Consider the following 25,501-nt stretch of genomic DNA (forward strand, 5'->3'; position numbering starts at 1 on the left):
AGGAGGGGAGATGCCACAGATTGAAGAGGCTCAGCCGAAGTATCTCCAGATCGCCCACTACATCCGTGATCAGATCCTTCGGGGCGATCTGCGGCCGGGGGACGAGGTCCCCTCGGAGCGGCAGCTCGCCGCGGACTGGAAGGTGTCCCGGCCCACGGCCGCGCGGTCGCTGGAGGCGCTGAGCCATCAGGGCCTGGTCGAGAAGCGCCAGGGCTCGGGGACGTACGTGCGCAGCCTCGAAGTGAACCGGCGTGCACGCGAGCTGTACGGGCGGGCCCGGCAGACCGGGAAGATCTATACGCCCGGAGAGTACGCGGTGATCACTTCGGCCGGGTGGCTGGAGGCTCCGGACTACGTCGCCGAGGCCCTGGGGCTGGTGAAGGATCGCCGAGCCGTGCACCGCCGGCGGGTGACGAACAACCAGGACGGTCCGATCACGCTGTCCACCTCGTGGTTCGCTGTGGACGTCGGCCAGCGTGCGCCCAAGCTCACGGATCCCGAGCGGATCCAGGAAGGGACGCTCATGTACGTCGAGCGGATGACGGGGCGTCAAGGCAGCTACGCCGAGGACCGTATGTGTGCTCGGGCCGCCACGGACGAGGAAGCGGCCGATCTGCGGTTGGAGCCGGGATCCGCGGTGCTCATCGTCCATCACGTCGTCTTCGACCTCCAGGACCGGCCTCTGGAGTTCGCCGAGGCCACCTATCCGCCGCACCGCTGGGCGTTCGAGCAGGGTTACCCGCTGACCTGACGGCTCGCCAGTTGCGGCGAACCGCTTGCATCTCCGAAGTGGCTAATGCCACTATCCAGGAAGTGGCTAAGGCCACTTGGAGGAGAAGGGGGCACGACGTGACGAGTCGGCGGCCGGTGCAGGATGCGCGGTTAGCTTGCCGGGGGTGTCGGGGGCGTGGGTGGAAGCGCATCGGCTCCCGAACGGCGCTGGCGCTCTCCACGGCTAATGACCGCAGCCGTGCCACGTCGAAGCGGCGCTGCCTCGACTGCGACGGCAGCGGCAAGGAGTGAGCACGCATGGCTTACACGATCGACCGTCACCCCTGTGAGGACTCACCTCGGCTCGGAGCGATGACCTTGCATCCGGAGCCCGAGTCCGTCCCCCGCGCCCGGCGCTGGTTCCGGAAGTTCATTGCTCCCTACAACCCGGCCTGCTCGGTCGACGACTGCACGCTGATGATCTCGGAACTGGTGACCAACGCCATCCGCTACGGGAGGTCGGACGACCCGTGGCTGGTGCGGGTCGAGTGGTACCGCGAGGAAACCTCGCTCCGCGTCGACGTGCACAACCCGGGATTCCCGGCGAACGTACGGCTGCGGCACCCGGAAGCGAACGACGCCCACGGGCGGGGACTGCTCCTGGTCGACTCCATCGCCGACTCCTGGCACTCCGGGCCCAGCTGCTTCGGCGGAACGGTCGTCTCTTTCGTGGTCGCTGATGCCTGGCCGGCGTGATGGGATAGCTTCTCCCTGCTACTGCGACCTTGAATCTGTCGTTAGTCTGGTTGACCAGTTGACTTGGCCAATCTCGACGGGCGGCGTTCATGGCGTATGAAGTGGAGCCACCGAAGTACGTGCGTCTCGCGCAGACGCTTCAGCGTCGCATCGAGGACGGCACGTACGCGCCCGGCACCCGCGTACCGAGTGAGAACCAGCTGGTGCAGTCCTTCGGGATGTCCCGCCCGACCGTCGTCCGGGCGCTGGAGCTGCTGAAGCGGGATGGCTGGCTCGAGTCCCGGCAGGGATACGGCACGATCGTGCGGGGTCGCCCGGCGGTCGTCGAGAACCAGGACCGTCGCGGGCATCAAGCGCTCACGCGCGACGAGTCGCAAGCTGCTGGGCGGTTGATCGAAGTCGGCTACGTGCCCGTTCCGGCGCGAGTCGCCTCCGTGCTCGGGCTGCCCAAACGGGCCGAAGTCCTCATGCGCCGATTCCTGGTCGAGGAGGAGGGCGAACCGGTCGAGCTGGTCTCCTCGTACTTCCCCGCCGGCCTGGTCGAGGGCACCGACCTGGAGAGGGCCGAAACGCTGAACGGTAGTACCCGTGAGCACCTGGAGGCGCGGAAGAAGGTTCGCTTCGACCACGTGACGGAACGGGTCTCGGCCCGCCTGCCCGAGCATGCCGAAGCCGAGCTTCTCGACCTTCCGGACGGCGTCCCTGTCCTCAGCGTCCTGGTCGTCGCGTGCGACGCCTCTGGGCAAGCGCTGCAAGTCTCTGACGTGCTACTTCCCGCTGATCGGCAGGATTTGGAAGACACCTACCGCTTGAACTGACTCGGCCCGTGGCTAGCCATCTTCCCGGCCGGGAAGCGGTGCCCCCTGGAGGAACGCTCGGTAAGTGTCTGCGGCGTCATCTTCTACGGTCGGCTCTTCCGGTCCGTACCGTGTGTCACTCCGGTTGCGCTTCGGTCCGGAGATCCAGAACGCCTCGTCGGTTTCGACGTCGTAGAAGTTTGCGTCGAACAAGCCGAGGCCTGTAGCACGCTGCAGCGTTCGCCCCTGGAAGTAGGCCGTTTTCCAGGTCTTGGAAAAGTCCACCTACCCAATCCACGAGGGGCTGCGGTCGGTGTCATAGCCCGTCTTGAGCTGCACGAACATGATTCTGCGATGCATGGCCCCAGCCTGGCCGACCGATCCCCCTCGGTAAACCGAGTTTGTGGTCGATCCGATGCCCAAGGAAACGGCTTCTCCTCCTCCGATCCCACTTGACAAGTCAACCTGGCGTCCCTAGCTTCAAACTTGCTAAGTCAACCTGTCAGGTTGGCAGGTTGATCGACTCTCAGAAGGAGTAATCCCTGTGCGTGTGATCCGCGTTGACGCCTCGACCGCCACGATCCTGCTCACCGAGGCACCTGCGCCGAAGGTGCGCAACCGGCAGACCGGTGAGATCGCGAAGGACGCTGTGAGCGGTGAGGCGCTGATGACCGTCGGCGTCGTCTACCTCGATGAGGGCGAGTCGTCGCTGATCCAGGTCACCGTCCCGGAGAGCGGCGTGACCGAGGGCCTGACGGTCGGCGCTCCGGTCTCGCTTCCGGGGCTGGTGGCGCGGCCGTGGCAGAGCGTCTTCAACGGCAAGGAGCGGCACGGCATCGCCTACCGGGCGACCGCCATCGCTCCGGGCGCCTTCCCGATGACTCAGGCGGGCTGATCGCCGTGACGGACCTGGTGACGTGGACTGAGCTGGGCGGGTCGCTCGCTGCGATAGGCGGCGCCGCCTACGCCCGGCATGCCCACCCGGCGGCGTACTGGTCCACGGTCGGGCTGCCGCTCTCGGTGGCCCGGCTGTTGGCCTCGTACTCCTCGACCATGGACGCCTGCGGGCTGACCGTCGAGCCGCCCCGCTGGCGGGCCCTGGCCGTCCGGGCCACCACCCGGCGGGAGGTGCGACCGGTTCCCCCGCGCCGCGGAGTGATCCGGCCCAATTCGACTGGTCTCCGGGTACGGCTACGGCTCGCCCCCGGGCAGGAACCCGCGGATGTGGCCGCCTCGGCCGAACGGCTGCGGCACGCCTGGGGCGTTCACGCCGTGTACGTCAGGGACGTCAAGCCCGGGATTGTCGAACTTCGGCTCGTCGGCTACGACGTCTTACGCAAGGTGCGGATGCCGCGCCGCGTCGACAGTGGGCCTCTGCGGGTGCCGGTGGCTCTTCGGGAGGACGCGACCGCGTTCGTGCGCGACTACCGCGCCGTACCGCATGAACTCGTCCTCGGCGCCACGCTGTCCGGCAAGTCCATGTACCTCCGACACCTCATCTCCGGCCTCGCTGCCCAACCCGTCGCCCTGGTCGGCATCGACTGCAAGCGCGGCGTCGAGCTGGCGCCGTTCGCCTCGCGGCTCTCCGCGCTGGCTACCGACCCTGACGAAGCTGCCGAGCTGCTGCCGGTTCTGGTCAAGGAAATGGAGGACCGATACGACCTGATCAAGGCACGGCAGGGGATCGCCTCCGGTACCCCGGACGAGGAGATCACCTCGGACGTCTGGGGGCTGCCCGAGAGCGAACGCCCCTCGCCCGTCGTCCTGTTCGTCGACGAGGTGGCCGAACTCTTCCTCGTCGCCACCCGCAAGGACGAGGAACGCCGGGATCAGATGGTGACGCACCTCATCCGGCTCGCCCAGCTCGGCCGCGCGGCCGGCATCTATCTGGAGGTGTGCGGGCAACGCTTCGGCGCCGAACTGGGCAAGGGCGCAACCATGCTGCGGGCCCAGCTCACTGGACGTGTCTGCCACCGCGTCAACGACGAAGCCTCCGCCAAGATGGCGCTCGGCGACATCGCGCCCGAAGCGGTTCTCGCAGCCTGCTCCATCGCCCCCGAACTGCCCGGCCTCGCTGTCGTCGGCGACACCTCCGGCGGCTGGTCCCGCATCCGCACCCCTTACCTGTCCCTCGCTGATGCTGCGACCACCTGCCGTGATTCGGCGCACCTCATCCCGGACATCACGGCTCTCGCACCGTTCCGGCCGTACGTCCCGCCCGTGCCCGTAGTGGCCTCCGGGACGGCTACCGCTCCCCACCCCGTCACCGAGTAATCCCACGTGATCCATCGGCAGGTGCGGCCGTCCCGTGCCAAGTCCCTACCCCCGCCATGCCCGGAACCGGAAGGAGGGGCGCCGTGCGTTCCCTGCCCGTCCGCCTCGACGCTGTACTCGTCCAAGCCCTGATCGCCGCCGCGCTGTCCTTCGCCCACCTTCACGACCTGGCCGCTGCTGCCGGACAGGACGGCTGGAAGGCCTGGGCCTACCCGGTCTCCGTCGACCTGCTGTTGGTGGCGGCCTGGCGGCAACTGCGCTCCGGCGGGTCAAAAGCGGCCGGGTGGTGCTGGTTCCTCGTCGCGCTGACCGCGTCGCTCGGCGCCAACGTCGCCACAGCCGGGCTGCTCGACCTGGATGCCGTACCGGCCTGGCTGCGCATCCTCGTCGCCGGATGGCCGGCCGTTGCTTTCCTCGGCGGCACGCTGCTCGCCCACGGCTCGATGGAAGAGCCCGAGGCGGCCTCGGCCCCGGTGCCTGAACCGCCCGCCGTAGAAGCGGCGCCCGAACCTGCTCCGCCGTCCGCCACCCCCATCCCGCCCGCCCTCGTCGCCCACGCCCGCAAGGTCGCCGACGAACACCGCGCCCGGACCGGAACCCCCATCGACCCCCCGACCCTTCGCGCCCGGCTCGGCGTTCCGCTGCCGCTCGCCGAAGCCATCGCCGCCCAACTCACCTGAACCCGGGAGTACTTCCGCCCATGCGACCGTCCACGCTCCGCGCCCTCAACCGCGCTGCCGAGCTGACCCGTCAGAACCGCCTCACCGAAGCAATGCTCATCGCCGAACCCGTGATCCTCACCGCCGACCCCGTCGAGGGCGAAGAGATCCGGCGGTGGCTGCTCGACCACGTCGCCGACTTCACCGGCGAGAACCACCCGGACTCGAAGGAGCTGCCCTGATGCCCGCCAACCCCCGCTTCCGCCACGTCGTCCGCATCGGGCCCGTCCAGGTCGGCACGTACTACGACGGCCGCGGCCGAGAGAAGCACGCCGCTGTCTGCACGGCTCCGCGCTGCGGCTTCTCCGCCGACTACGACAGCCGCACCACCGCCGAGCTGGCCGCCCGCACCCACCGCTGCCGCGTCCGCTGAGGAGACCCCATGACCGTCTCGCTCCCGCTCGTCTTCGTCCTGGGCGTCATCGCCTGGGCCGCGATCAAGTTCCTCGGCGTCCGCCTGTGGGTCGCCGTCGTGATCGCCCTGTTCGGCTTCTGGCTCTCCCACACCTTCCTCGCCCCCGCCATCGAGACCGGCACCCGCACCGGGGTCGACGTCGTCAACGGCACCGACAAGTGACAAGGAGGTCCGCTGTGGTGTTCCGCCCTCACCTGCCCGACGCTCCGCACCTGCCCACGACCCTCACCGCGCAGCACCAGGGACAGGCTCCGGTGCCGTCCGCCGGCCGCCCGCTCACCCCTTACGTGGGCGCGGTCACCGCCGTGGTCGTTGTCGGCATCGTCCTCACCGCGCTCTTGGCGGCGGTCGCCGTTACGGCCGTCTCCGTCGCCATTGCCGCCGTGGTCCTGCGCTCCCTCGTCACAGGCGCCAACAGGCGCTGACCGGCCACCGGGGCGGCAAACGCCGCCAAGCATCCCGCCGCCCCGGGGCCGTCCCTCACAGCCACCGAAACAGCCGAAAGGGACTCCCATCCTTACCCACTCGACCTCGCCCCCGTTGGCGGAGCTGAGCACCCTCGCCGCCCTCGGCACCATGCCCGCCCTTGCCCGGCAGCTTGCGGGCCTGGGCGGTTGCACTCATCCCGTACGCCTCGACGGTCACCGCACCGAGTACGACGTCGACACCCGCACGGGCGAGATCGGCAATATCCTTCACCACCTGGACTCGGCCAGCCTCCCGGCCGGTCGCCTCCTGGTCCGCTGCAACAACCGCCGCGCCACCCGCTGCCCGGCCTGCGCCGAGACCTACCGCCGCGACACCTTCCACCTGATCACCTCCGGACTGCGCGGCGGCAAGGGCGTCCCCGAACGCGTCGCCGCACACCCGCGCGTCTTCGCCACCTTCACCGCGCCGAGCTTCGGCCCGGTCCACAACCGCCCCACCGGCCCGGCCGGATCGGTCCGGCGCTGCCGGTGCGGCGCGGTCCACGGCCTGGACGACCCCGCGCTCGGCACCCCGCTCGACCCGGACACCTACGACTACGAAGCGGCCGTGCTGTGGAACGCGCACGCCGGTCCGCTGTGGCGGCGCTTCTCCATCTACCTGCGCCGGGAGGTCGCCAAGCGCGCCGGCCTCACCCAGCGGGCCTTCCGCGAGTACGCCCGGGTGTCCTTCGCCAAGGTCGCCGAGTACCAGAAGCGCGGGGCCGTCCACTTCCATGCCGTCATCCGCATCGACGGCCCCGAGGGCGGTGACACCCCGCCTCCCGGCTGGGCCACTGCCGAGCTGCTGACCGACGCCATCCGGGCCGCTGCCACCGCCGCCCGCGTGGACGGTCCGGTCATCGACGGCCGGGCCCATGCTTTCGCCTTCGGCCGTCAGCTCGACGTCCGCACCATTCGCTCGGCCGACTTCGACGGCGGCCAGGAGCTGACCGAGCGGGCCGTTGCCGCGTACATCGCCAAGTACGCCACCAAGGGCGCCGAGACCGCCACGGGAGCTCTCGACCGCCCGTTGAAGTTCCTCGCCGAACTGGCCCAGCTCGACATCAGCTACCACGCCCGCCGGCTGATCCGCACCGCCTGGACCCTCGGTGCCCGTAAGGACCTCGAACACCTCCGCCTGCGGGCCTGGGCCCACATGCTCGGCTTCCGCGGCCACTTCTCCACCAAGTCCCGCCGCTACTCCACCACCCTCGGCGCCCTCCGCCACGCCCGCGCCGAATGGCGCCGCGCTCAAGCCGCCGCAGCGGCCGAGACCGACCCGGACACGACCCTCGTCCTCGCGCACTGGATCTACGCCGGAACCGGCCTCACCGACGCCGAAGCCTGGCTCGCCGAAACCCTCGAACCCGCCCCCGGAACGGAAGGAGAACCCACCCATGGGTAGCCGACGCCGCGTTGTCGCGGAAGCGGCCTCCGAGCCGCGTGGCCTGCCGCCGCGGTACCTGACTCCCGACGACCTGGTGGCGATGTTCGATCTGCCCAGTGTCGAGACGGTCTACCAGTGGCGTCGCAAGCGCACCGGTCCCCGTGGCTTCCGGGTCGGCCGGCACCTGCGCTACGACCCTGCGGACGTCCAAGCCTGGGTCGAGTCCCTGCGGGAAGGGGCTGCCGCCTGATGGCTGGGCACATTCAGGACCGCTGGTACAGAACCGAGACCGGCCCGGACGAGAAGGTGCGCAAGGTCAAGACCGAGCGCTACGGGTCCGGTCTCCGTTACCGCGCTCGCTACGTCGGCCCGGACGGCACGGAGAAGTCCAAGAGCTTCCCCGACCGTCAGAAGCGGCTCGCTGATCAGTGGCTGGCGCACATCGAGGCGGACATGGCGCGCGGGCAGTACATCGACCCGCGCGCCGCCCGGATCACCTTCCAGCAGTACGCCGAACGCTGGGTCGCCACGCAGGGAACCGACCCGAACACTCAAGCCTCGATGGAGTCGCAGCTACGGCTGCACGCCTTCCCCTACCTCGGCTCGCGTCCGCTCGGCTCCTTCCAGCCGGCGCACATCCGCGACTGGGTGCGGCAGTTGCAGGAGAACGGCGTCCGCGGGTCGTACGCCCGGACGATCTACTCCAACGTGCGCGCGGCGCTCAGCGCGGCAGTGGACGACGGCCACCTTCCCCGCAACCCGTGTGCTGCCCGGTCCGTCCGGCCGCCGACCGTCGACAACAAGCGCGTCGTGCCCTGGACGCCCGAGCGGGTCTTCGCCGTCCGGGCCGCCATGCCCGAGCGCTACCAAGCCATGGTCGACCTGGGCGGCGGCTGCGGGCTCCGTCAGGGCGAGATTCTGGGCGTGGCCGTCGACGCGATCGACTTCGAGTCGGACACGCTCCACGTGGTCCAGCAACTGAAGCTGAGCCGCAGCAAGGCCGTGTTCGCGCCGCCGAAGGGCAGCAAGCTGCGGGACGTGCCGCTTCCCGGCCCCGTGGCCGACGCGCTTCGGGAGCACATGAAGCGGTTCCCGCCGGTCGAGATCACCTTGCCGTGGAAGGTCGCCGACGGTCCTCCGGTGACCAAGCGGCTCATCTTCACCGGGCCGCGCGGCGGGCACGTCTGGCGTACATCGCTCAACGAGGAGGCGTGGAAACCGGCGCTGGCTGCGGCTGGCGTCATCCCCGTGCCCGAGCGCGGCCGGCCGTACGCCGAGTCCCGCGAGAACGGCATGCACGCGCTCCGGCACTTCTACGCCTCGGTGCTCCTGGACGCGGGCGAGAACATCAAGGCCCTCGCCGAGTACCTGGGCCATTCGGACCCGGGCCTGACGCTCCGCGTGTACGCGCACCTCATGCCGTCCAGCCAGGAGCGCACTCGTAAAGCAGTCGCTGCCGTCTTCAGTGGCGTGCAGCCGAACCCGGAAGCCGTCTGAGCGTCATCGGCGGCCTTCCTCGGTATTCATGTCAGGACCGGGCTGGGGCGTCACACCTGACTGGAACAGCCACAGCAGGAACTCAGCAAGGGCGCCGGGCGGGGCCAGGGGGGCAATCGGAAGGGGGTGTGCGTGCTTCCGTTCGGGATCTCCGTGTGCGTCCAAGGGAGCGCAGTGCCAGCCGTCCGTCATCCGCCAGAACACGACCGTTCCGCGCGTCCACGGTCCTCCAGCAAGGACGGGTTCGCCTTCCGTCCAGTAAAGGGCACTGGCTCGCGCCTCGTCCCATCGTTCGCTCGGCGGGGCCCCAACCTTTCGAAGGGCGTCGACGACGGCTGTGACGTACTGGCACATCTCAGCGTGCCCCAGGAGTGCTGCGTCTTTCGCGGCGGCCATCCCTGTCCGTCTCCCCTTGCGTGCTGACCTTCGGAACGGGCTGTGCCGTGTGGAGAAGCCAGGACAACACCGGACGGCCCAGGGACGGCCCCAGCACAGCGACAAGCCCCCTACTCGCGGAGAACTCACAGGTAGGGGGCTTGTTCGTGCGGGCTTACTTCTTCTTGCCCTGGTTCTTGACCGCCTCGATGGCCGCCGCCGCGGCGTCCGGGTCGAGGTAGGTGCCGCCCGGGTTGAGCGGCTTGAAGTCGGCGTCGAGTTCGTAGGACAGGGGGATGCCCGTCGGGATGTTCAGGCCCGCGATGTCGGCGTCGGAGATGCCGTCGAGGTGCTTGACCAGGGCGCGCATGCTGTTGCCGTGGGCGGCGACCAGGACCGTGCGGCCGGCCAGGAGGTCGGGGACGATGCTGTCGAACCAGTACGGCAGCATGCGGACGACGACGTCCTTCAGGCACTCCGTGCGCGGGCGCAGCTCCGGCGGGAGGGTGGCGTAGCGCGGGTCGTGGAACTGGGAGTACTCGGCGTCGGTGTCCAGCGGGGGCGGCGGGGTGTCGTAGGAGCGGCGCCACAGCATGAACTGCTCCTCGCCGAACTCCGCGAGGGTCTGCGCCTTGTCCTTGCCCTGGAGGGCGCCGTAGTGGCGCTCGTTCAGGCGCCAGCTACGGTTCACCGGGATCCACAGGCGGTCCGCGGCCTCCAGCGCGAGCTGGGCGGTGCGGATGGCGCGCTTCTGGAGCGACGTGTGCAGTACGTCGGGCAGCAGGCCGGCGTCCTTCAGCAGCTCACCGCCGCGGACTGCCTCCTTCTCGCCCTTCTCGGTGAGGTTGACGTCCACCCAGCCGGTGAACAGGTTCTTCGCGTTCCATTCGCTCTCGCCGTGGCGGAGGAGGATCAGCTTGTACGGTGCGTCGGCCATGGCTCCGAGCGTAATCGAAGCCCCGCGCGGGCCGCGCCCCTGTCCGGTGGGTGAGGGGCGGCTTCGCCGGGTTGACGGGATCTGTTAATCGAGTGGTGGGCGCCCCGACGGCCTTCGTAATGTGTGCCTGCCGGTTCAGGTGCTTACATTCGGGGGGTCTTCGTGGTGTCCATCGGGCGTACCAGGCGTGCGATGCGGGAGACCGTGTCCGGGCTGCCACCTGCCTTCTGGTGGCTGTGGACGAGCACCCTCGTCAACCGGCTCGGTGGCTTCGTCGCCACCTTCATGGCGCTCTACCTCACCCTCGACCGCGGCTACTCCGCCACCTACGCCGGTCTCATCGCCGCCCTGCACGGCCTCGGCGGGGTGCTGTCCTCGCTGGGCGCCGGGGTGATGACCGACCGGCTCGGACGGCGCCCCACGCTGCTGGTCGCGCAGGTGTCCACCGCGGTGTCCGTCGCCCTGCTCGGCTTCGTGCGCGACCCCGTCGCCATCGCCGTCGTCGCCTTCCTCGTCGGGATGGCCTCCAACGCCTCACGGCCCGCCGTCCAGGCGATGATGGCCGACATCGTCCGGCCCGAGGACCGCATCCGCGCCTTCTCCCTCAACTACTGGGCCATCAACCTCGGGTTCGCCGTCTCCACCATGGCCGCCGGGTTCATCGCCGAGTACAGCTACGCCGCCGGGTTCCTCCTCGAGGCCGTGATGACGATGGCCTGCGCGATCGTCGTCTTCGTGAAGCTCCCCGAGTCGAAGCCCGTCCAGGTCGCGGGGGAGGCGCGCGAGGACTCCGTCGGGCTCGGGACCGTGCTCCGCGACGGGCGGTTCATGGGCGTCGTGGGGCTGTCCTTCCTCGTCGCGCTGATCTTCCAGCAGGGGTCCGTCGGTCTGCCCGTCGCGATGGGAGCGGCCGGGTTCACCCCGGCGGACTACGGCATGGCCATCGCGGTCAACGGCGTCCTCATCGTCGTCCTGCAGATCCCGGTCACCCGGTTCATCGAGCACCGCGATCCCGGCCGCCTGCTGGTGGTCTCCGCGCTGCTCGCCGGGTACGGCTTCGGCCTCACCGCCTTCGCCGGGTCGGTCGGGATCTTCGCCCTCACCGTCTGCGTGTGGACGCTCGCCGAGATCGTCAACGCGCCCACCCAGACCGGGCTCGTCGTCCAGCTGTCACCGGCCCATGGGCGCGGGCGCTACCAGGGCATGTACACCATGTCCTGGGCCGTCGCCGCGCTCGTCGCCCCGCTGATGTCGGGACTCGTCATCGACCGGTACGGGGCACGGTGGCTATGGGGCATGTGCGCCGTCGTCGGCACGGTGGCGGGACTCGGATACGCGCTGCTGATGCGCCGCGTGTCGACCGCGACCGCGACCGTCACCCACGCCCACGCCCACACCGTCATCGGCGAGGAGGCGCCGGTCGTCGCCGCGAGAGGGGAGAAGGCCCTGGTTCCGGGGCGGGTGGACGAGGGGCTGCCGGAGGTCGGCGCCTCAGGTGGCTCACCGCGCTGACAACGGCACCGCGTGGATCTCGTCGGCCACGTGGCCGGTCCGTTCGTGGATGCGCTGGACCGCCTCGGCGGAGGGCGCCTCCGAGAGGCAGTAGAGCGTGCCGGACTCCGGGTCCGCCCACGACTGCTGGAAGTGAACGCCCTCTTCCTGCTGTATCGCGAGGTCGGCCGCGTGGGCCTGCTCCAACTGGTCCGCCGTGATGCCGCGCATGCCGTGGTGGATATCCATGTACTGCGTCATGGCCTCGCACCTCCTTCCGGCTTCGGCCGTACGTACCTTCCATGCTGCGCCTGTGTCGGCCGCGCGGCACGCCGAAGGCCCCGGTGGTCGGACGGCGGCGACGGCGGACGCCGTCGCCCCGATGGCCACCGGGGCCTTCGACGCATGCAGATCGAACGGTTGTGCGGATGGGCTCAGCCGCACTGGCAGGGGCTGCCCGACTGGCAGCCGCAGCCGCAGCCCGAGCCGCAGCCGCACGCGGCGATCAGGGTCAGGCTCCTGATCTCGGCCGGCTGCTCGGTCTCGCGCTCCCGCGCGGGATCGGGTGTCGTGCCGGTGGAGCTGGGGGAATCGGCCATGGGTCCCTCCTCGAGACTGGTGCCTGTGCCCATTGGATGCCCGCTCCCCTGGGCACATCAACGGCGCATCGACGGCGCATTGGGACTCGCGCACGCCCCCTGGCCGATTCCCCGCACTGTCCGGTCAGGCATCCGTCGCCGGCGCCGCCTGGATGTCGGGCTGGATGTCCGGCTGGATCTCGTCCGCGTGCTCGCCCGTGACCAGGTAGACCACCCGCTTGGCGACCGAGACCGCGTGGTCGGCGTAACGCTCGTAGTAGCGGCCCAGCAGCGTCACGTCGACGGCCGTCTCGATGCCGTGCTTCCAGCGGTCGTCCATCAGGTGCTGGAAGAGGGCGCGGTGGAGGAGGTCCATCGCGTCGTCGTCCTGCTCCAGCTGGAGTGCCAGGTCGACGTCCTTGGTGATGATCACCTCGGCCGCCTTGGCCATCAGGCGCTGGGCGAGCTGGCCCATCTCCAGAATGGTCGCGTGCAGGTCGCTCGGCACGGCACGCTCCGGGTACCGCAGCCGCGCGAGCTTCGCCACATGCTGCGCCAGGTCGCCGGAGCGCTCCAGGTCGGCCGACATCCGCAGCGAGGTGACGACGATCCGCAGGTCGGTCGCCACCGGCTGCTGGCGCGCCAGCAGGGCTATGGCCAGAGCCTCCAGCTCGTGCTGGAGCTCGTCGACCTTCTGGTCGGCCTCGATCACGTTCTCGGCCAGCTTCAGATCGGCGTCGAGGATGGCGGTCGTGGCGCGCCCGATCGCCGACCCGACCAGTCGGGTCATCTCCACCAGACCGTCGCCGATCGAATCCAGTTCCTCGTGATACGCGTCCCGCATCAGGCTTCCTCTCATGCGTCCAATGGGGTTGTGGGGGCCGGGGCCCCCGTGGGGTTTTGGGGCGGGTGCCCCGCCACGCAGCCGACAGCGCGAACCCCGCGCGACCGACGGTGCGAACCCCACGCTCCCACGTTCCGTTCTCCACGCGTCCGAATCCGGCCCCTTACATGAATCATCCCTGGCTCCAAGGTGAACTCTGGGCGACGAGTGTTCGAGCTTGTCGTCCCGTGGCTGTGGCCACCGGTCGGCGCATGCCTAACCTGGACACATGGACGTGAACGCGGCGGTCGCCGCAGTGGCAGCGATCGCCGGAGTACTCACCGGCGTCATCGCCATGCTGGCGTTCCGCTTCAGCGAGCGCGAACAGAGGCGCTCGACGCGTTCCTCGCTGCACACGGACCCGGTGCTTCCGCCGGGCGTGGACACCGTGCTGTCCGTACTGCGCTCCTCCGCCGTCGTCCTGGACGAGGCGGACGGCGTGGTCAAGGCCAGTTCCGCCGCGTACGCCCTCGGGCTGGTCCGCGGCGGCAAGCTCGCCGTGGACCCCATGCTGCAGATGACCCGCGACACCCGGCGCGACGGCGAGATACGCCAGGTCGAACTGGACCTGCCCCGCCGCGGCACCGGACGCGGCGAGGCCCTCGCCGTCTCCGCCCGGGTGGCCCCCCTCGGCTCCCGGCTCGTCCTGCTGCTCGTGGAGGACCTCACCGAGGCCCGTCGCATAGAGGCGGTACGGCGGGACTTCGTCGCCAATGTCAGCCATGAACTGAAGACCCCGGTCGGCGCGCTTTCCCTGCTCTCCGAAGCCGTCATGGATGCCTCCGACGACCCCCAGGCCGTGGAGCGCTTCGCCGGCCGCATGCAGGGCGAGGCCGTCCGCCTCACCAACCTGGTGCAGGAACTCATCGACCTCTCCCGGGTCCAGAACGACGACCCGCTCGAGGACGCCGAACCCGTCCGCGTGGAGGAACTCGTCGCCGAGGCCGTCGGCCGCTGCCGGCACGCGGCGGGCATCAAACAGATCACCATGGCCTCCAACGTGTGGTCGCCCGAAGGAGCCGATCAGAGCGACGCCGGGCGACAGGCGGAAGCCATCGAGCTCGGCGACCTGCGCATCTGGGGCAACCGCGGCCAGCTCGCCGCCGCCCTCGGCAACCTCGTCGAGAACGCCGTCAACTACTCACCCGCCCGCACCCGCGTCGGCATCGCGGCCCGCAGGATCGGCCGGCCGGGCGGGGACATGATCGAGATCGCCGTGACCGACCAGGGCATCGGCATCTCGGAGAAGGAGAAGGAGCGCGTCTTCGAGCGCTTCTACCGTGTCGACCCGGCCCGCTCCCGTGCCACGGGCGGTACGGGTCTCGGGCTGGCGATCGTGAAGCACGTGGCCGCCTCGCACGGCGGGGAAGTCACCGTGTGGAGCGCCGAAGGCCAGGGCTCCACCTTCACCCTGCGGCTTCCCGAGGCCGCCGCGGCCCCCACCCGCGACCGCGCATCCCAGCCGTCCCACCAGGACGAACCCGAAGGCCTCGACGCCGAGGCCGGACGGACCGTCAGCTCCCCCCATTCCCCTGATCCATCCGCGTACGAAACGCTTCCCTCCCCGGAGGTCCTTCCGTGACCCGAGTGCTCGTCGTCGAGGACGAGGAATCCTTCTCCGACGCCCTGTCGTACATGCTCCGCAAGGAAGGCTTCGAGGTCGCCGTCGCGGCCACCGGGCCCGACGGTCTCGACGAGTTCGAGCGCAACGGCGCCGACCTCGTCCTCCTCGACCTGATGCTGCCCGGCCTGCCGGGAACCGAGGTGTGCCGCCAGCTGCGCGGCCGCTCCAACGTCCCCGTCATCATGGTGACCGCCAAGGACAGCGAGATCGACAAGGTGGTGGGCCTGGAAATAGGGGCCGACGACTATGTCACCAAGCCGTTCTCCTCACGCGAGCTGGTCGCCCGTATCCGCGCCGTGCTGCGCCGCAGGGGCGAGCCCGAGGAGGTCGCCCCCGCCGCCCTGGAGGCCGGCCCCGTCCGCATGGACGTCGACCGGCACGTGGTCACCGTGAGCGGCACCAAGGTCGACCTGCCCCTGAAGGAGTTCGACCTGCTGGAGATGCTGCTGCGCAACGCCGGGCGCGTACTGACCCGGATGCAGCTCATCGACCGGGTCTGGGGCGCCGACTACGTGGGCGACACCAAGACCCTCGACGTCCACGTCAAGCGGCTGCGCGCCAAGATCGAGCCGGACCCGGGCGCGCCGCGCTACCTGGTGACGGTCCGCGGGCTCGGCTACAAGTTCGAGCCGTAGACGGGCCTCCGGGACCGGGCCGTCCTCGGCCCGGCGCCCGGTTTCCGGTGCCCGATGACCGGCGTCGACCGTCATCGCCCGGCACCGGCCACTGATACGCCGGTGGGCGGAACCCCTGCTCAGGGGTTCCGCCCACCGGCGTATCAGTGCGCGGACGCGGGTACGCGTCCGCGCGCCACCGCTCAGTCGCCGGCCGGCCGGCTGGCCGAGGCGGCGTCGGACGGGGTGCCCTCGGGGGCGTCCGTCGTGTCGGCGGAGCCCTCGGCCCCGCCGGCCGCGGGTGCGCTCGGCGAGCCCGTCGCCTTGCCGGACGCTTCCGCCGACGGCTTGGTCGAGGCCTCCGGCGCGGTCGGGATGTTGCTCGGGCCCCAGTCGGTGAAGAAGCTCTCGGCCGGGTAGACGAACGCGCGCAGGCTCACGTCGCCGGTCTCGCTGAAGGTGAAGGTGACCGGCTGCGCGTTGCCGTCCTGGACGGACTCACGGCTGCTGGACAGCACGGCCGAGGCGTTGCCCTTGCCGCCGAGGATGAGCCGGCCGCCGGCCGGGACGGTCAGACTGCCGCCCTTGGCGGGGGTCAGCTCGGCGGTCTTGCCGGTGCCGGGGAGGGTGATCGACTCCAGCGTCTGGTCGGTGCGGCCCTCATTGAACAGGGTCGCGGAGACGACGGCCGGGCCCGTGGACTGGAGGTCCGGCTGGGTGACGACGATGGCGTTCTGGACCTTGATGACGCCGACGGTCGCCGCGGCGTTGTCCGGCTGTACCTGCAGGGTCTGGGCGTTGTTGCCGGCCGTGCAAGCGGAGAGCGAGGCGATCGAGAACGCGATGACGGCGGCGGCGATGGCCCCGCGTCGAAGGCTGCTGCTCACGGCGGCGGCAACTCCTTGACTCGTACGAGCGGTGGCGACCGGTCAGCCGCCCTGGGTATCTGTCGTTCGCTGCCAGTGGGTGCCTGTCAGCGGCCTCAGGTTATCGAGCCGCTCCCGCGCGTCCGCACCCGACCCTCTCTGCGGCGCCCACTGTTCACCCCGGATGGCGCGCACGGGCGCCGTGGTCGGCCCTCGGCTCGTGTGTGATCCCGGAGGTCCCGGAGCGTGATGCCCGGAGAGCGAGCCCGCGTGTGAGGGCGTGATGCCCGTCACCGGCTCGCGTAAGTGACTCGCGGGTTACTCCGGCCGGACACTCCTCCGGCATTCACATAAGTACGGCCGGGGGTGTCCTCCCCTCGGCGTGGCGCATATTCCGTGAAGGAATGCGGGGGCCGGACCGGAAAATGCGGCGGACGGTTCGGAAATGGATCACCGTCGGCGTGTTCCGGAGGGCTCGTGATCAATTCCGGATTCGGCTGGAACCCGGCCGCACGCACCGAACGGAGTAGCGGAAGTCGAGCACTTGGAGTCAGGCATATGGGGACGTATGGGCGTCTCCGGGGAGCTCCGGATGCGTGTAACGTACGCGTTTCGCTTGCCCTGGAGAGCCCCTCCGACCTGCGAATACCTGCTTCCGTTCCATGGCCGAAGCACGTTCCTGATGCTGTTGTCAAGCCCCGAGAATGGCCCTGACCTGCGAAAACGCCATTCAGAACACGCTGTATCCGTGTTACCCTTGATAGCCACGGAAGGGGTACCTGTCACATGACGTTCAAGGTTGGCGACACCGTGGTCTATCCCCATCACGGGGCCGCGCTGATCGAGGCTATCGAAACTCGCCAGATCAAAGGCGTGGACAAGACCTACTTGGTGCTGAAGGTCGCCCAGGGCGACCTGACGGTACGTGTGCCAGCGGACAATGCGGAGTTCGTCGGCGTGCGTGATGTGGTCGGTCAGGACGGGCTGGACCGGGTCTTCGAGGTGCTGCGCGCGCCGTATGCCGAGGAGCCCACGAACTGGTCCCGTCGGTACAAGGCAAACCTGGAGAAGCTCGCCTCGGGCGATGTCATCAAGGTCGCGGAAGTCGTGCGTGACCTGTGGCGTCGTGAGCGTGAGCGCGGTCTCTCCGCCGGTGAGAAGCGCATGCTCGCCAAGGCGCGCCAGATCCTGGTCAGCGAGCTCGCTCTCGCGGAGAAGACCAACGAGGACAAGGCCGAGGCTCTCCTCGACGAGGTCCTCGCCTCCTGAGGCGAGGAAAGCGCAGCAGGCGGGGCACGCACGGAGCTTCGTCGCCCGGTGCTCGATAGCACACCGAATTCCATGTGCACCTCGAGGACCAGCACATCGAAATGCCGCGGTGCCCGATGACGTGTGTGAAGTCGCCGGGCGCTGCGGCATGTTCGTACCCGGACATCATCGACATCATCCGTAGGTGACACCGTCCGTATGCCGCCCAGCCCGTACGCTTCGCACCCGCCGCGCTTCCCCGCACCCGTGCCGGGTCCGGGCGGCCGACCCGACCAGGGTCACGGAAGGGGCTGGTCAAGGCGGTACGCCCGGCACTTCCCCCGCTTCGGGAGCAAGGGCTACGCCCAGGCCATACCCACTCGGATCCAGCACACAAACCTGACAGGAACCGATGTCTGACGAGCCACTCCCGCAGTCGCCGGCGCAGCCCGTGTCCGGCCGTACGGCCGCCCGCACGGCGGCCGTGATCCCGGCCGCCGGCCGGGGTGTGCGCCTCGGTCCGGGCGCGCCCAAGGCGCTCCGCACCCTGGGCGGCACGCCCATGCTCATCCACGCCGTCCGCGCGATGGCCGATTCCCGTGCCGTCTCCCTGGTCGTCGTCGTGGCCCCGCCCGAGGGCGCCGCGGAGGTCAGGACGCTGCTCGACGCGCACGCGCTGCCCGACCGCACCGAGTTCGTCGTCGTCCCCGGCGGGGAGACCCGTCAGGAGTCCGTGAAACTCGGCCTCGACGCGCTGCCGCCCGGGTTCGACATCGTCCTGGTGCACGACGCGGCCCGCCCGCTGGTCCCCGTCGACACCGTGGACGCCGTCGTCGAGGCCGTTCGCGACGGTGCCCCCGCCGTGGTCCCGGCGCTGCCGCTGGCCGACACCGTCAAGCAGGTCGAGCCCGCCGCCGTCCCCGGAGAGCCGGAGCCCGTGGTCGCCACCCCCGACCGGTCCCTGCTGCGTGCCGTGCAGACCCCGCAGGGCTTCGACCGGGCCACCCTGGTGCGCGCGCACGAGACGGTGACCGACAACGTCACCGACGACGCGAGCATGGTCGAGCAGCTGGGCCTGGCCGTCGTCACCGTGCCCGGCCACGAGGAGGCGTTCAAGGTCACCCGCCCCCTCGACCTCGTCCTCGCCGAGGCGGTCCTCGCCCGCAGGAGGCTCAACGATGGCTTCTGAGCCGCAGGCCGTACGCGCGCAGGCCGTCCACGCCGAGCCCGTCCTCCCGCAGGTCGGCATCGGTACCGACATCCATGCCTTCGAGGACGGCCGGGAGCTGTGGTGCGCCGGCCTGAAGTGGGAGGGCCAGGGGCCCGGACTCGCCGGGCACTCCGACGCCGACGTCGTGGCGCACGCCGCGTGCAACGCCCTGTTCTCCGCCGCCGGCCTCGGCGACCTGGGACAGCACTTCGGCACCGGGCGGCCCGAGTGGTCCGGCGCCTCCGGCGTGACCCTGCTGACCGAGGCCGCGCGGATCGTGCGGGCGGCCGGATTCCGGATCGGCAACGTCGCGGTGCAGGTCGTCGGGGACCGCCCCAGGATCGGCAAGCGCCGGGACGAGGCCCAGAAGATCCTTTCCGAGGCCGCCGGGGCGCCCGTGTCGGTCTCCGGCGCCACCACCGACGGACTCGGCTTCCCGGGCCGCGGCGAAGGACTCATGGCCGTCGCCACCGCCCTCGTCGTCCGCACGGACCGGGGCTGACCGCCGTCCGCGCGGACCAGGACCGACCGAAACACGGTTCGAGGACGGCGGAAAGGGGCGCGAGGCACCGCCCCGGGCCGACTACCCTGGAGGGGTGACTATTCGCCTGTACGACACCAGCGCCCGGCAGATTCGTGACTTCACCCCGCTCCAGCCGGGTTGTGTCTCGATCTACCTGTGCGGTGCCACCGTGCAGGCGGCACCCCACATCGGGCACATCCGCTCGGGGCTGAACTTCGACATCATGCGCCGCTGGTTCGAGTACCGCGGTCTGCGCACGACGTTCATCCGCAATGTCACGGACATCGACGACAAGATCATCGCGAAGTCCGTGGAGCAGGGCCGCCCCTGGTGGTCCATCGGCTACGAGAACGAGCGCGCCTTCACCGACGGCTACCAGGCCCTCGGCTGCCTTCCCCCGACCTACGAGCCGCGCGCCACCGGCCACATCACCGAGATGGTCGAGATGATGCGCGGCCTCATCGAGCGCGGCCACGCCTACGAGGCCGACGGCAACGTCTACTTCGCCGTCACCTCGTTCCCCGAGTACCTGGAGCTGTCCAACCAGGAGCTCGACAATCTGCTCCAGCCGTCGGGCGAGGGCGAGACCGGCAAGCGCGATCCGCGCGACTTCGCCCTGTGGAAGGCGGTCAAGCCCGGAGAGCCGAGCTGGGAGTCGCCGTGGGGCCGCGGGCGTCCCGGCTGGCACCTCGAGTGCTCGGCGATGGCGCACAAATATCTCGGACCCGTCTTCGACATCCACGGCGGGGGCCTCGACCTGATCTTCCCGCACCACGAGAACGAGATCGCCCAGGCCAAGGCCTACGGCGACGAGTTCGCCCGGTACTGGGTGCACAACGCCTGGGTCACCATGAGCGGCGAGAAGATGTCGAAGTCGCTCGGCAACTCGGTGCTCGTCAGCGAGATGGTCAAGCGCTGGCGGCCCATCGTGCTCCGCTACTACCTCGGCACCCCGCACTACCGCTCGATGATCGAGTACAGCGAGGAGGCCCTGCACGAGGCGGAGTCCGCGTTCTCGCGGATCGAGGGCTTCATCCAGCGGGTCGGCGAGCTGACCGGCACCGCGGACGCCGTCGAACCGGCCGCCGAGGTGCCGCCCGCCTTCGCCGAGGCCATGGACGACGACCTCGGCGTACCGCAGGCGCTGGCGGTGGTGCACACCACCGTCCGGCAGGGCAACAGCGCGCTGGCCGCCGACGACAAGGAAGCGGCCGTCGCCCGCCTCGCCGAGGTGCGCGCCATGCTCGCCGTCCTCGGCCTGGACCCCCTCGACGCGCACTGGGCCGGCGATGCCGGCCGCGGCGACGATCTGAACGGCGTCGTCGACAGCCTCGTCCGCATGGTCCTCGACCAGCGCGAGGCCGCCCGGGCCCGCAAGGACTGGCCCACCGCGGACGCCATCCGCGACCAGCTCGGCCAGTCCGGACTGGTCATCGAGGACGGTCCGCAGGGTCCACGCTGGAGCCTCGGCCCACGCTGACGCGGACGTGCGGCCGCGGCACGGCCCCAGCACGGCCGCAAGATCGAGTGTGCCGTCCGGGCCTCCGGGCGGCACACTGCATAGACGTAACACCGACACACCGGCGTGACAGACGCAACACCGACGCGCGTACGCAGATCCGTACGCACGCACGACTTCATGGAGACGGGTACATCATGGCCGCGAACAACCGCCGCATGTCCGGCAAGAAGGGCGCGCAGGTCGGCAGTGGCGGCCAGCGGCGCCGGGGCCTGGAGGGCAAGGGGCCCACGCCCCCCGCCGAGATGCGCAAGGGGCACGCCAAGCAGCGCATCGCCCAGGCGAAGGCCCGCCGGACCGTCGGCCGCGCCCCGCAGCGGCGCGGCGGCGGACGCTCGACCTCCGAACTCGTCGTCGGGCGCAACCCCGTCGTCGAGGCACTGCGCGAGGGCGTGCCCGCCTCCACGCTGTACGTCCAGCAGTTCATCGACAACGACGAGCGGGTGCGCGAGGCGCTCCAGCTCGCGGCCGAGCGCGGCGGCATCAACCTCATGGAGGCGCCCCGCCCCGAACTCGACCGGATGACCAACGGGCTGAACCACCAGGGCCTGGTCCTCCAGGTCCCGCCCTACGAGTACGCGCACCCCGAGGACCTCGTCGCGGGCGCCCACGACGCGGGCCAGGACCCGCTGATCGTCGCCCTCGACGGTGTCACCGACCCGCGCAACCTCGGCGCCGTCGTCCGCTCCGTCTCCGCCTTCGGCGGCCACGGCGTCGTCGTCCCCGAACGGCGCGCCGCCGGGATGACCGCCGGCGCCTGGAAGACGTCCGCCGGTGCCGCCGCCCGTACGCCCGTCGCGCGGGCCACCAACCTGACGCGCACCCTGGAGGCGTACAAGAAGGCGGGGATCGCGATCGTCGGGCTGGCCGCCGACGGAGAGTCCGAGGTCGGCGAACTGGGGGCGCTGGCGGGCCCCGTGGTGATCGTCGTCGGCAGCGAGGGCAAGGGGCTCTCCCGACTCGTCGGCGAGACCTGCGACTTCCGGGTGCGGATCCCGATGCCGGGCGGCACCGAATCCCTCAACGCCGGTGTGGCGGCGGGAGTCGTGCTGTACGAGGCGGCACGCCGCCGCGCCTGAAAGACCGTTCGACACCTTCACCCGTACGGGGTATTCCAGGTTGTCCGGACGGGTGGGGGACATGCTTGACGCGGTCCGGACACATCCGGCGCGTCAAGGCAGTGTCCTAACGTCGGGTCACTCGGTTAGATGAGTGTGGACACCAGAACACCCCGCACACCTACGGGGGACCGCTCGTCGGGACTCGACGACGCTCCCGCGCTGAGCATGGTGAAGGTGCCGAGCGATCCGGCGCAGGTCATCGTCAATCACGCCAGCTTCCGCGTGCAGCTGGGCGTCTCGAACCGACGCGTCCAATCCCAGCGGATCGCACGGCACCTGATCGCGGCCGAGGACACGGCCCGCATCCCCGTCGTCACCACCGTGGGCGCCCCGGGCCGGTCCGCGGCCCGTCGGCGCCCCGTCGTCTGGAGCGGCCGCTCGGCCCCCGACGACACCGGCGCGCACCGGCTCCTCCAGACCATGCGGCACGAAGGCGTCCGCCACGCCGACGAACCGTTCACCGACGCCGGCGCCACCCAGGTCGTCCCCCGTCCCGGCGACGGTTACGGCTACGCCGAGGACCCGGCCGCCCAGACCCTCGAAACGCCCGTCGTCGGCCCCCAGCGCACCCACGGCGGCCGGCAGCCCCTGCTGCCCCCCATGCGCACCGTCGGCAGCGCCTACGACGAACCGGCGTACGGCGGCCAGGGCTACGGGGACCAGGGCTACGGGGACCAGGACTACGACGAGCAGGGTTACGGCCGGCAGGGATACGACGAACAGGACTACGACAGCGGCGACCTCGGGGACACCGGCGGGCACCGGACCACCACCGACCCGAACACCGGCGGCCGCCGCGCCAGGCGCCACGGCGACGACCCGGCCCGGCACGCCTACTACCCCGGCCGCCGGATGAACCTCGGGGTCGTCCTGCTCCCGTTGCGCCTCTTCCTCGGCTTCGTCTCCATCTACGCCGGCATGGGCAAACTCTGCGACCCGCTCTACTTCGACGGCGGCGAGCGCGGCTCCATGGTGACGTGGCTCAAGACCCTGCACCCGTGGGAAGTCGCCCAGCCGCTCCAGCAGTTCGCCCTCGAACACCCCATCGGCGCCGGACTCCTCGTCGCCTTCCTCCAGGTGATCGTCGGCGTCCTCACCATCCTCGGCTGCTGGCAGCGCGTCGGCGCCGTCATCGGCGCCCTGCTCTCCGCCGCGCTGCTGGTCACCGTCAGCTGGAAGAGCGCCCCCGCCTACGACGTGCCCGACATCATCTACCTCGCGGCCTGGTCCCCGCTGATCATCGCCGGTGCTCCCGTCTACTCCGTCGACGGCCGCCTCGTCGCCCGCGCCTGGCGCCGCCTCGGACCCCGCTCCGACCTCTGGGACCTGCGCCGCTACGTGCTGCGCCGCGGTGCCCTCGTCACCGTCGTCGTCTGCGGACTCACCCTGCTCACCGGCTCGCTGCTCGGCGGCGCCGTGCGTGACGCCGACCGCGTGGTCGTCCCCGGCCCCGGCGAGGCCCCGCGCAACGAACTCCCCGGCTCCCCGCTTCCGCAGGAGCCCGGCGAGCGCCGGGAGGGGACCCCGTCCGCCTCCACCTCACCCACCGAGGGCGCCACTTCCGGAGCCGGCAGCGCCGGTCCGTCCGAGGACGCCGCCACCCCCGACGCGACCCTCGACACCGGCGGTGGTGTCACCGGCGCGCCCAGCCAGACCCAGGGCACCACCGGCGAGGCCCCGCCCCAGCAGTCGTCCCCGGTGGAACAGGCCCCGAGCACCAGCGCCGGCGCCACCACGGGCGGCACCACCGGAGGCGGCGGCGACAGCGGCGCCCCGAGCGACGGCGGAGGCGGCGGGGACGGGGGCGGGGGCGGGGACGAGGGCCCGGCGCCCGAGCAGCCCGGCCGACTCGTGGGCGGGCTGCTGGGATAGGCCGCCCGGCCGCCCGGCACAGGCGCGAAGACGACGGGGTCCCGCACGGAGTGACGTGCGGGACCCCGTCGTCGAGCCGGGACGGTGTGGCTGGAGGGCGGTGTGGCTGGAGGGCGGGGTGGCTGGAGGGCGGTGTGGCTTGGGGGGCCGGCGCGGGGACTCAGCGGCTCTGGGAGGCCAGTTCCTTCGCCGCCTCCGTCAGGTCCTTCGCGGTGTCGATCGCCCGCCAGTAGGAGCCCTGCGGGATCGGGAACCCGGCCAGCCGGCGCTCACGGGCCAGCCGCGGGAACGTGGTGCGCTCGTGGTCGCCGCGCTCCGGCAGCAGACCGGCGAACTCGGGGGAGAAGACGTACACCCCCGCGTTGATCTCGAACGGCGACGGGGGCGACTCTATGAAGTCGGTGATGTGACCGAACCCGTCGGTCTGCACCGCGCCCCACGGAAGGCGCGGGCGGGCCAGAGCGAGGGTCGCGACGGCGTCCCGCTCGGTGTGGAAGTCCGCCATGTCGCGCAGCGAGAAACGGGTCCAGATGTCGCCGTTCGTGGCGTACCAGGGCTGGTCCGGGTGCGGCAGGCGGGCGGCCGCGTACCGCAGACCGCCGCCGCGGCCGAGCGGTTCCGTCTCGACGACGGTGGTGACGGAGAGCGGCAGATCGACGGTCTCCAGCCACTCCTGCAGCACCTCGGCGAGATGACCGCAGGAGACGACGACATCCGTCACGCCCTCCTCGGCGAGCCAGGAGAGCTGATGGCCGATGATCGGGGTTCCCGTACCGGGAATCTCGACCATCGGCTTGGGCCGGTCGTCGGTGTACGGACGGAGCCGGGAGCCTTGCCCACCGGCCAGGACGACGGCTTGAACAGGGCGCGACGCGGCGCTCGGATGGGTCATGAGCGCACTGTACGTGGCGCCCTGAGGGCCGGACCGGGGGCCCCGGGGCGGGCAACGCCCCGCTGCCTGCGGGACAGACGGCGGGCCCGGCCGAGGAGTTGCTGAAAGGTCCGGCCGAGGGGCCCCGCAGAAGGGCCCGGCGAGGAGCCGGCCGGGAGCCTGGCGGCGGGGCGGGCGTGGGCTCAGCCGTGGGCGGTGAGCACCCCCGACGCGAAGGAGGTGTCGCAGACCGGACGGGTGTAGGACTGGGCCCTGGTGGGGCCGTACACCCGGACCGCCGCCTTGCCGAGCGCACGCGCGATCGACGTGCAGTGCCGCGCCAGCGACGGGCGGTCGTTCACCGCCTGCTGGAGGTGGGTGAGGGCGACGCCCGGGTTCTCCTCCTGCAACTCGACCAGGAGCCTGTCCCGCAGGACCTCGTGCGGGGCCCGTTCGGCGGTACGCGAGGACGCGCCGGACGAGGAGGCCCCGGACACGGCGGTGTCGGCGGCGGCGAGGACCGGACTCGAAGGGCTCCCCGACCAGTTGACCCGGGCGACCGCGAGGGTTCCGGAGAACACCAGGACCACGGGCAGGACGAAGGCGAGGGTGCGGCCGACCCGGCGGGCGGGGCCCCGGCCGCGTCGCGTCTGAGGGTTAGTGGAGTGCTTCACGCGTGTGAGGGTAGCGTCCGGTAATGGCATGGAGACATTCAGTCACCGGTTCGGGTGACATGACAGGGGCGA

Annotated in this window: 30 protein-coding genes; 22 read left to right on the top strand and 8 right to left on the bottom strand. The window is 70.7% G+C overall.

Annotation, left to right across the window (positions count from 1 at the left end; translation table 11 throughout):
* Window positions 1-10 precede the first annotated feature (10 nt).
* From ACFP2V_RS05840 to ACFP2V_RS05850, 3 genes are all read left to right on the top strand, one after another.
* Window positions 11-751: a GntR family transcriptional regulator gene (locus ACFP2V_RS05840; protein ID WP_381206457.1), complete on the top strand. Its 741-nt coding sequence runs from the start codon at window positions 11-13 to the stop codon at window positions 749-751.
* A 278-nt stretch (window positions 752-1,029) separates the two neighbouring features.
* A complete protein-coding gene (locus ACFP2V_RS05845) occupies window positions 1,030-1,467 on the top strand; it encodes an ATP-binding protein (RefSeq protein ID WP_381206460.1) in 438 nt (145 codons plus the stop codon).
* Between the two features lie 89 nt (window positions 1,468-1,556).
* Complete coding sequence (locus ACFP2V_RS05850; protein WP_381206463.1) at window positions 1,557-2,285, top strand: GntR family transcriptional regulator; 729 nt, start codon at window positions 1,557-1,559, stop codon at window positions 2,283-2,285.
* A 12-nt stretch (window positions 2,286-2,297) separates the two neighbouring features.
* Here ACFP2V_RS05850 and ACFP2V_RS05855 read toward each other — a convergent pair whose 3' ends face one another.
* On the bottom strand, window positions 2,298-2,549 hold the full coding sequence (locus tag ACFP2V_RS05855) for a hypothetical protein (RefSeq protein ID WP_381206466.1): 252 nt from the start codon (window positions 2,547-2,549) through the stop codon (window positions 2,298-2,300).
* Window positions 2,550-2,808: 259 nt separating this feature from the next.
* On the opposite strand from ACFP2V_RS05855, the gene ACFP2V_RS05860 reads away from it, so the two are divergent.
* The 10 genes from ACFP2V_RS05860 to ACFP2V_RS05905 all read left to right on the top strand — a co-directional run bounded on the left by ACFP2V_RS05860 (window position 2,809) and on the right by ACFP2V_RS05905 (window position 9,023).
* The gene (locus tag ACFP2V_RS05860; RefSeq protein WP_381206469.1) at window positions 2,809-3,159 is read left to right on the top strand and encodes an SCO3933 family regulatory protein; all 351 of its coding nucleotides are present in this window, start codon (window positions 2,809-2,811) and stop codon (window positions 3,157-3,159) included.
* 5 nt (window positions 3,160-3,164) lie between these two features.
* Window positions 3,165-4,538 carry an FtsK/SpoIIIE domain-containing protein gene (locus ACFP2V_RS05865; protein WP_381206472.1) on the top strand — a complete coding sequence of 458 codons (1,374 nt, stop codon included), beginning with the start codon at window positions 3,165-3,167 and terminating at the stop codon, window positions 4,536-4,538.
* 83 nt (window positions 4,539-4,621) lie between these two features.
* Window positions 4,622-5,218, top strand: a complete 597-nt coding sequence (locus ACFP2V_RS05870) for a DUF2637 domain-containing protein (protein ID WP_381206475.1) — start codon at window positions 4,622-4,624, stop codon at window positions 5,216-5,218.
* Between the two features lie 20 nt (window positions 5,219-5,238).
* On the top strand, window positions 5,239-5,439 hold the full coding sequence (locus tag ACFP2V_RS05875; protein WP_381206478.1) for a hypothetical protein: 201 nt from the start codon (window positions 5,239-5,241) through the stop codon (window positions 5,437-5,439).
* Window positions 5,439-5,630: a mobile element transfer protein gene (locus tag ACFP2V_RS05880; RefSeq protein ID WP_381206482.1), complete on the top strand. Its 192-nt coding sequence runs from the start codon at window positions 5,439-5,441 to the stop codon at window positions 5,628-5,630. Before ACFP2V_RS05875 ends, ACFP2V_RS05880 begins: the two co-directional genes overlap by 1 nt.
* 9 nt (window positions 5,631-5,639) lie before the next feature.
* Window positions 5,640-5,834, top strand: a complete 195-nt coding sequence (locus ACFP2V_RS05885; protein ID WP_150472011.1) for a hypothetical protein — start codon at window positions 5,640-5,642, stop codon at window positions 5,832-5,834.
* 17 nt (window positions 5,835-5,851) lie between these two features.
* Window positions 5,852-6,097 carry a SpdD protein gene (locus ACFP2V_RS05890; RefSeq protein WP_381207512.1) on the top strand — a complete coding sequence of 82 codons (246 nt, stop codon included), beginning with the start codon at window positions 5,852-5,854 and terminating at the stop codon, window positions 6,095-6,097.
* Between the two features lie 151 nt (window positions 6,098-6,248).
* On the top strand, window positions 6,249-7,544 hold the full coding sequence (locus tag ACFP2V_RS05895) for a replication initiator (RefSeq protein WP_381207515.1): 1,296 nt from the start codon (window positions 6,249-6,251) through the stop codon (window positions 7,542-7,544).
* Window positions 7,537-7,776 (top strand): helix-turn-helix transcriptional regulator, encoded by a 240-nt coding sequence (locus tag ACFP2V_RS05900; protein WP_359892610.1) that lies wholly within the window; start codon window positions 7,537-7,539, stop codon window positions 7,774-7,776. Before ACFP2V_RS05895 ends, ACFP2V_RS05900 begins: the two co-directional genes overlap by 8 nt.
* A complete protein-coding gene (locus ACFP2V_RS05905) occupies window positions 7,776-9,023 on the top strand; it encodes a tyrosine-type recombinase/integrase (RefSeq protein WP_381206486.1) in 1,248 nt (415 codons plus the stop codon). Before ACFP2V_RS05900 ends, ACFP2V_RS05905 begins: the two co-directional genes overlap by 1 nt.
* Window positions 9,024-9,573: 550 nt before the next feature.
* Here ACFP2V_RS05905 and ACFP2V_RS05910 read toward each other — a convergent pair.
* A complete protein-coding gene (locus ACFP2V_RS05910) occupies window positions 9,574-10,335 on the bottom strand; it encodes a phosphoglyceromutase (RefSeq protein ID WP_381206489.1) in 762 nt (253 codons plus the stop codon).
* A 192-nt stretch (window positions 10,336-10,527) separates the two neighbouring features.
* Between ACFP2V_RS05910 and ACFP2V_RS05915 the strand changes: the two genes are divergently transcribed.
* On the top strand, window positions 10,528-11,847 hold the full coding sequence (locus ACFP2V_RS05915) for an MDR family MFS transporter (protein WP_381206492.1): 1,320 nt from the start codon (window positions 10,528-10,530) through the stop codon (window positions 11,845-11,847).
* Here ACFP2V_RS05915 and ACFP2V_RS05920 read toward each other — a convergent pair.
* The 3 genes from ACFP2V_RS05920 to phoU all read right to left on the bottom strand — a co-directional run bounded on the left by ACFP2V_RS05920 (window position 11,836) and on the right by phoU (window position 13,248).
* The gene (locus ACFP2V_RS05920; RefSeq protein ID WP_381206495.1) at window positions 11,836-12,087 is read right to left on the bottom strand and encodes an SCO4226 family nickel-binding protein; all 252 of its coding nucleotides are present in this window, start codon (window positions 12,085-12,087) and stop codon (window positions 11,836-11,838) included. The genes ACFP2V_RS05915 and ACFP2V_RS05920 overlap by 12 nt on opposite strands.
* A 173-nt stretch (window positions 12,088-12,260) precedes the next feature.
* A complete protein-coding gene (locus ACFP2V_RS05925; RefSeq protein WP_381206498.1) occupies window positions 12,261-12,425 on the bottom strand; it encodes a hypothetical protein in 165 nt (54 codons plus the stop codon).
* Window positions 12,426-12,549: 124 nt separating this feature from the next.
* The gene (phoU, locus tag ACFP2V_RS05930; RefSeq protein ID WP_381206501.1) at window positions 12,550-13,248 is read right to left on the bottom strand and encodes a phosphate signaling complex protein PhoU; all 699 of its coding nucleotides are present in this window, start codon (window positions 13,246-13,248) and stop codon (window positions 12,550-12,552) included.
* 268 nt (window positions 13,249-13,516) lie between these two features.
* On the opposite strand from phoU, the gene phoR reads away from it, so the two are divergent.
* The gene (gene phoR, locus ACFP2V_RS05935) at window positions 13,517-14,869 is read left to right on the top strand and encodes a two-component system sensor histidine kinase PhoR (RefSeq protein ID WP_381206503.1); all 1,353 of its coding nucleotides are present in this window, start codon (window positions 13,517-13,519) and stop codon (window positions 14,867-14,869) included.
* Between the two features lie 5 nt (window positions 14,870-14,874).
* Window positions 14,875-15,546, top strand: a complete 672-nt coding sequence (gene phoP, locus ACFP2V_RS05940) for a two-component system response regulator PhoP (protein ID WP_465269202.1) — start codon at window positions 14,875-14,877, stop codon at window positions 15,544-15,546.
* Window positions 15,547-15,728: 182 nt separating this feature from the next.
* On the opposite strand, the gene ACFP2V_RS05945 is transcribed toward phoP, so the two are convergent.
* Entirely contained in the window at window positions 15,729-16,412 is a 684-nt protein-coding gene (locus tag ACFP2V_RS05945; protein WP_381206507.1) for a copper chaperone PCu(A)C domain-containing protein, read from the bottom strand.
* A gap of 765 nt (window positions 16,413-17,177) precedes the next feature.
* Between ACFP2V_RS05945 and ACFP2V_RS05950 the strand changes: the two genes are divergently transcribed.
* From ACFP2V_RS05950 to ACFP2V_RS05975, 6 genes are all read left to right on the top strand, one after another.
* Complete coding sequence (locus ACFP2V_RS05950; protein WP_042168913.1) at window positions 17,178-17,660, top strand: CarD family transcriptional regulator; 483 nt, start codon at window positions 17,178-17,180, stop codon at window positions 17,658-17,660.
* A 391-nt stretch (window positions 17,661-18,051) separates the two neighbouring features.
* On the top strand, window positions 18,052-18,828 hold the full coding sequence (gene ispD, locus ACFP2V_RS05955) for a 2-C-methyl-D-erythritol 4-phosphate cytidylyltransferase (protein WP_381206511.1): 777 nt from the start codon (window positions 18,052-18,054) through the stop codon (window positions 18,826-18,828).
* On the top strand, window positions 18,818-19,351 hold the full coding sequence (gene ispF, locus ACFP2V_RS05960; RefSeq protein WP_381206514.1) for a 2-C-methyl-D-erythritol 2,4-cyclodiphosphate synthase: 534 nt from the start codon (window positions 18,818-18,820) through the stop codon (window positions 19,349-19,351). The genes ispD and ispF overlap by 11 nt, the downstream gene beginning before the upstream one ends.
* Window positions 19,352-19,445: 94 nt before the next feature.
* Complete coding sequence (cysS, locus tag ACFP2V_RS05965; protein WP_381206518.1) at window positions 19,446-20,852, top strand: cysteine--tRNA ligase; 1,407 nt, start codon at window positions 19,446-19,448, stop codon at window positions 20,850-20,852.
* 176 nt (window positions 20,853-21,028) lie between these two features.
* Window positions 21,029-21,970, top strand: coding sequence for a 23S rRNA (guanosine(2251)-2'-O)-methyltransferase RlmB (gene rlmB / locus ACFP2V_RS05970; RefSeq protein ID WP_381206521.1), 942 nt, complete (start codon window positions 21,029-21,031; stop codon window positions 21,968-21,970).
* 129 nt (window positions 21,971-22,099) lie between these two features.
* The gene (locus ACFP2V_RS05975) at window positions 22,100-23,884 is read left to right on the top strand and encodes a DoxX family protein (protein ID WP_381206524.1); all 1,785 of its coding nucleotides are present in this window, start codon (window positions 22,100-22,102) and stop codon (window positions 23,882-23,884) included.
* Between the two features lie 160 nt (window positions 23,885-24,044).
* Here ACFP2V_RS05975 and ACFP2V_RS05980 read toward each other — a convergent pair whose 3' ends face one another.
* Together ACFP2V_RS05980 and ACFP2V_RS05985 are read right to left on the bottom strand one after the other, a co-directional pair.
* Entirely contained in the window at window positions 24,045-24,776 is a 732-nt protein-coding gene (locus ACFP2V_RS05980) for a nucleotidyltransferase family protein (protein ID WP_381206527.1), read from the bottom strand.
* A 182-nt stretch (window positions 24,777-24,958) separates the two neighbouring features.
* Window positions 24,959-25,429, bottom strand: coding sequence for a hypothetical protein (locus ACFP2V_RS05985; RefSeq protein ID WP_381206530.1), 471 nt, complete (start codon window positions 25,427-25,429; stop codon window positions 24,959-24,961).
* Window positions 25,430-25,501: the final 72 nt, after the last annotated feature.

Source organism: Streptomyces incanus, assembly GCF_042656345.1.
Classification (GTDB): Bacteria; Actinomycetota; Actinomycetes; order Streptomycetales; family Streptomycetaceae; genus Streptomyces; species Streptomyces incanus.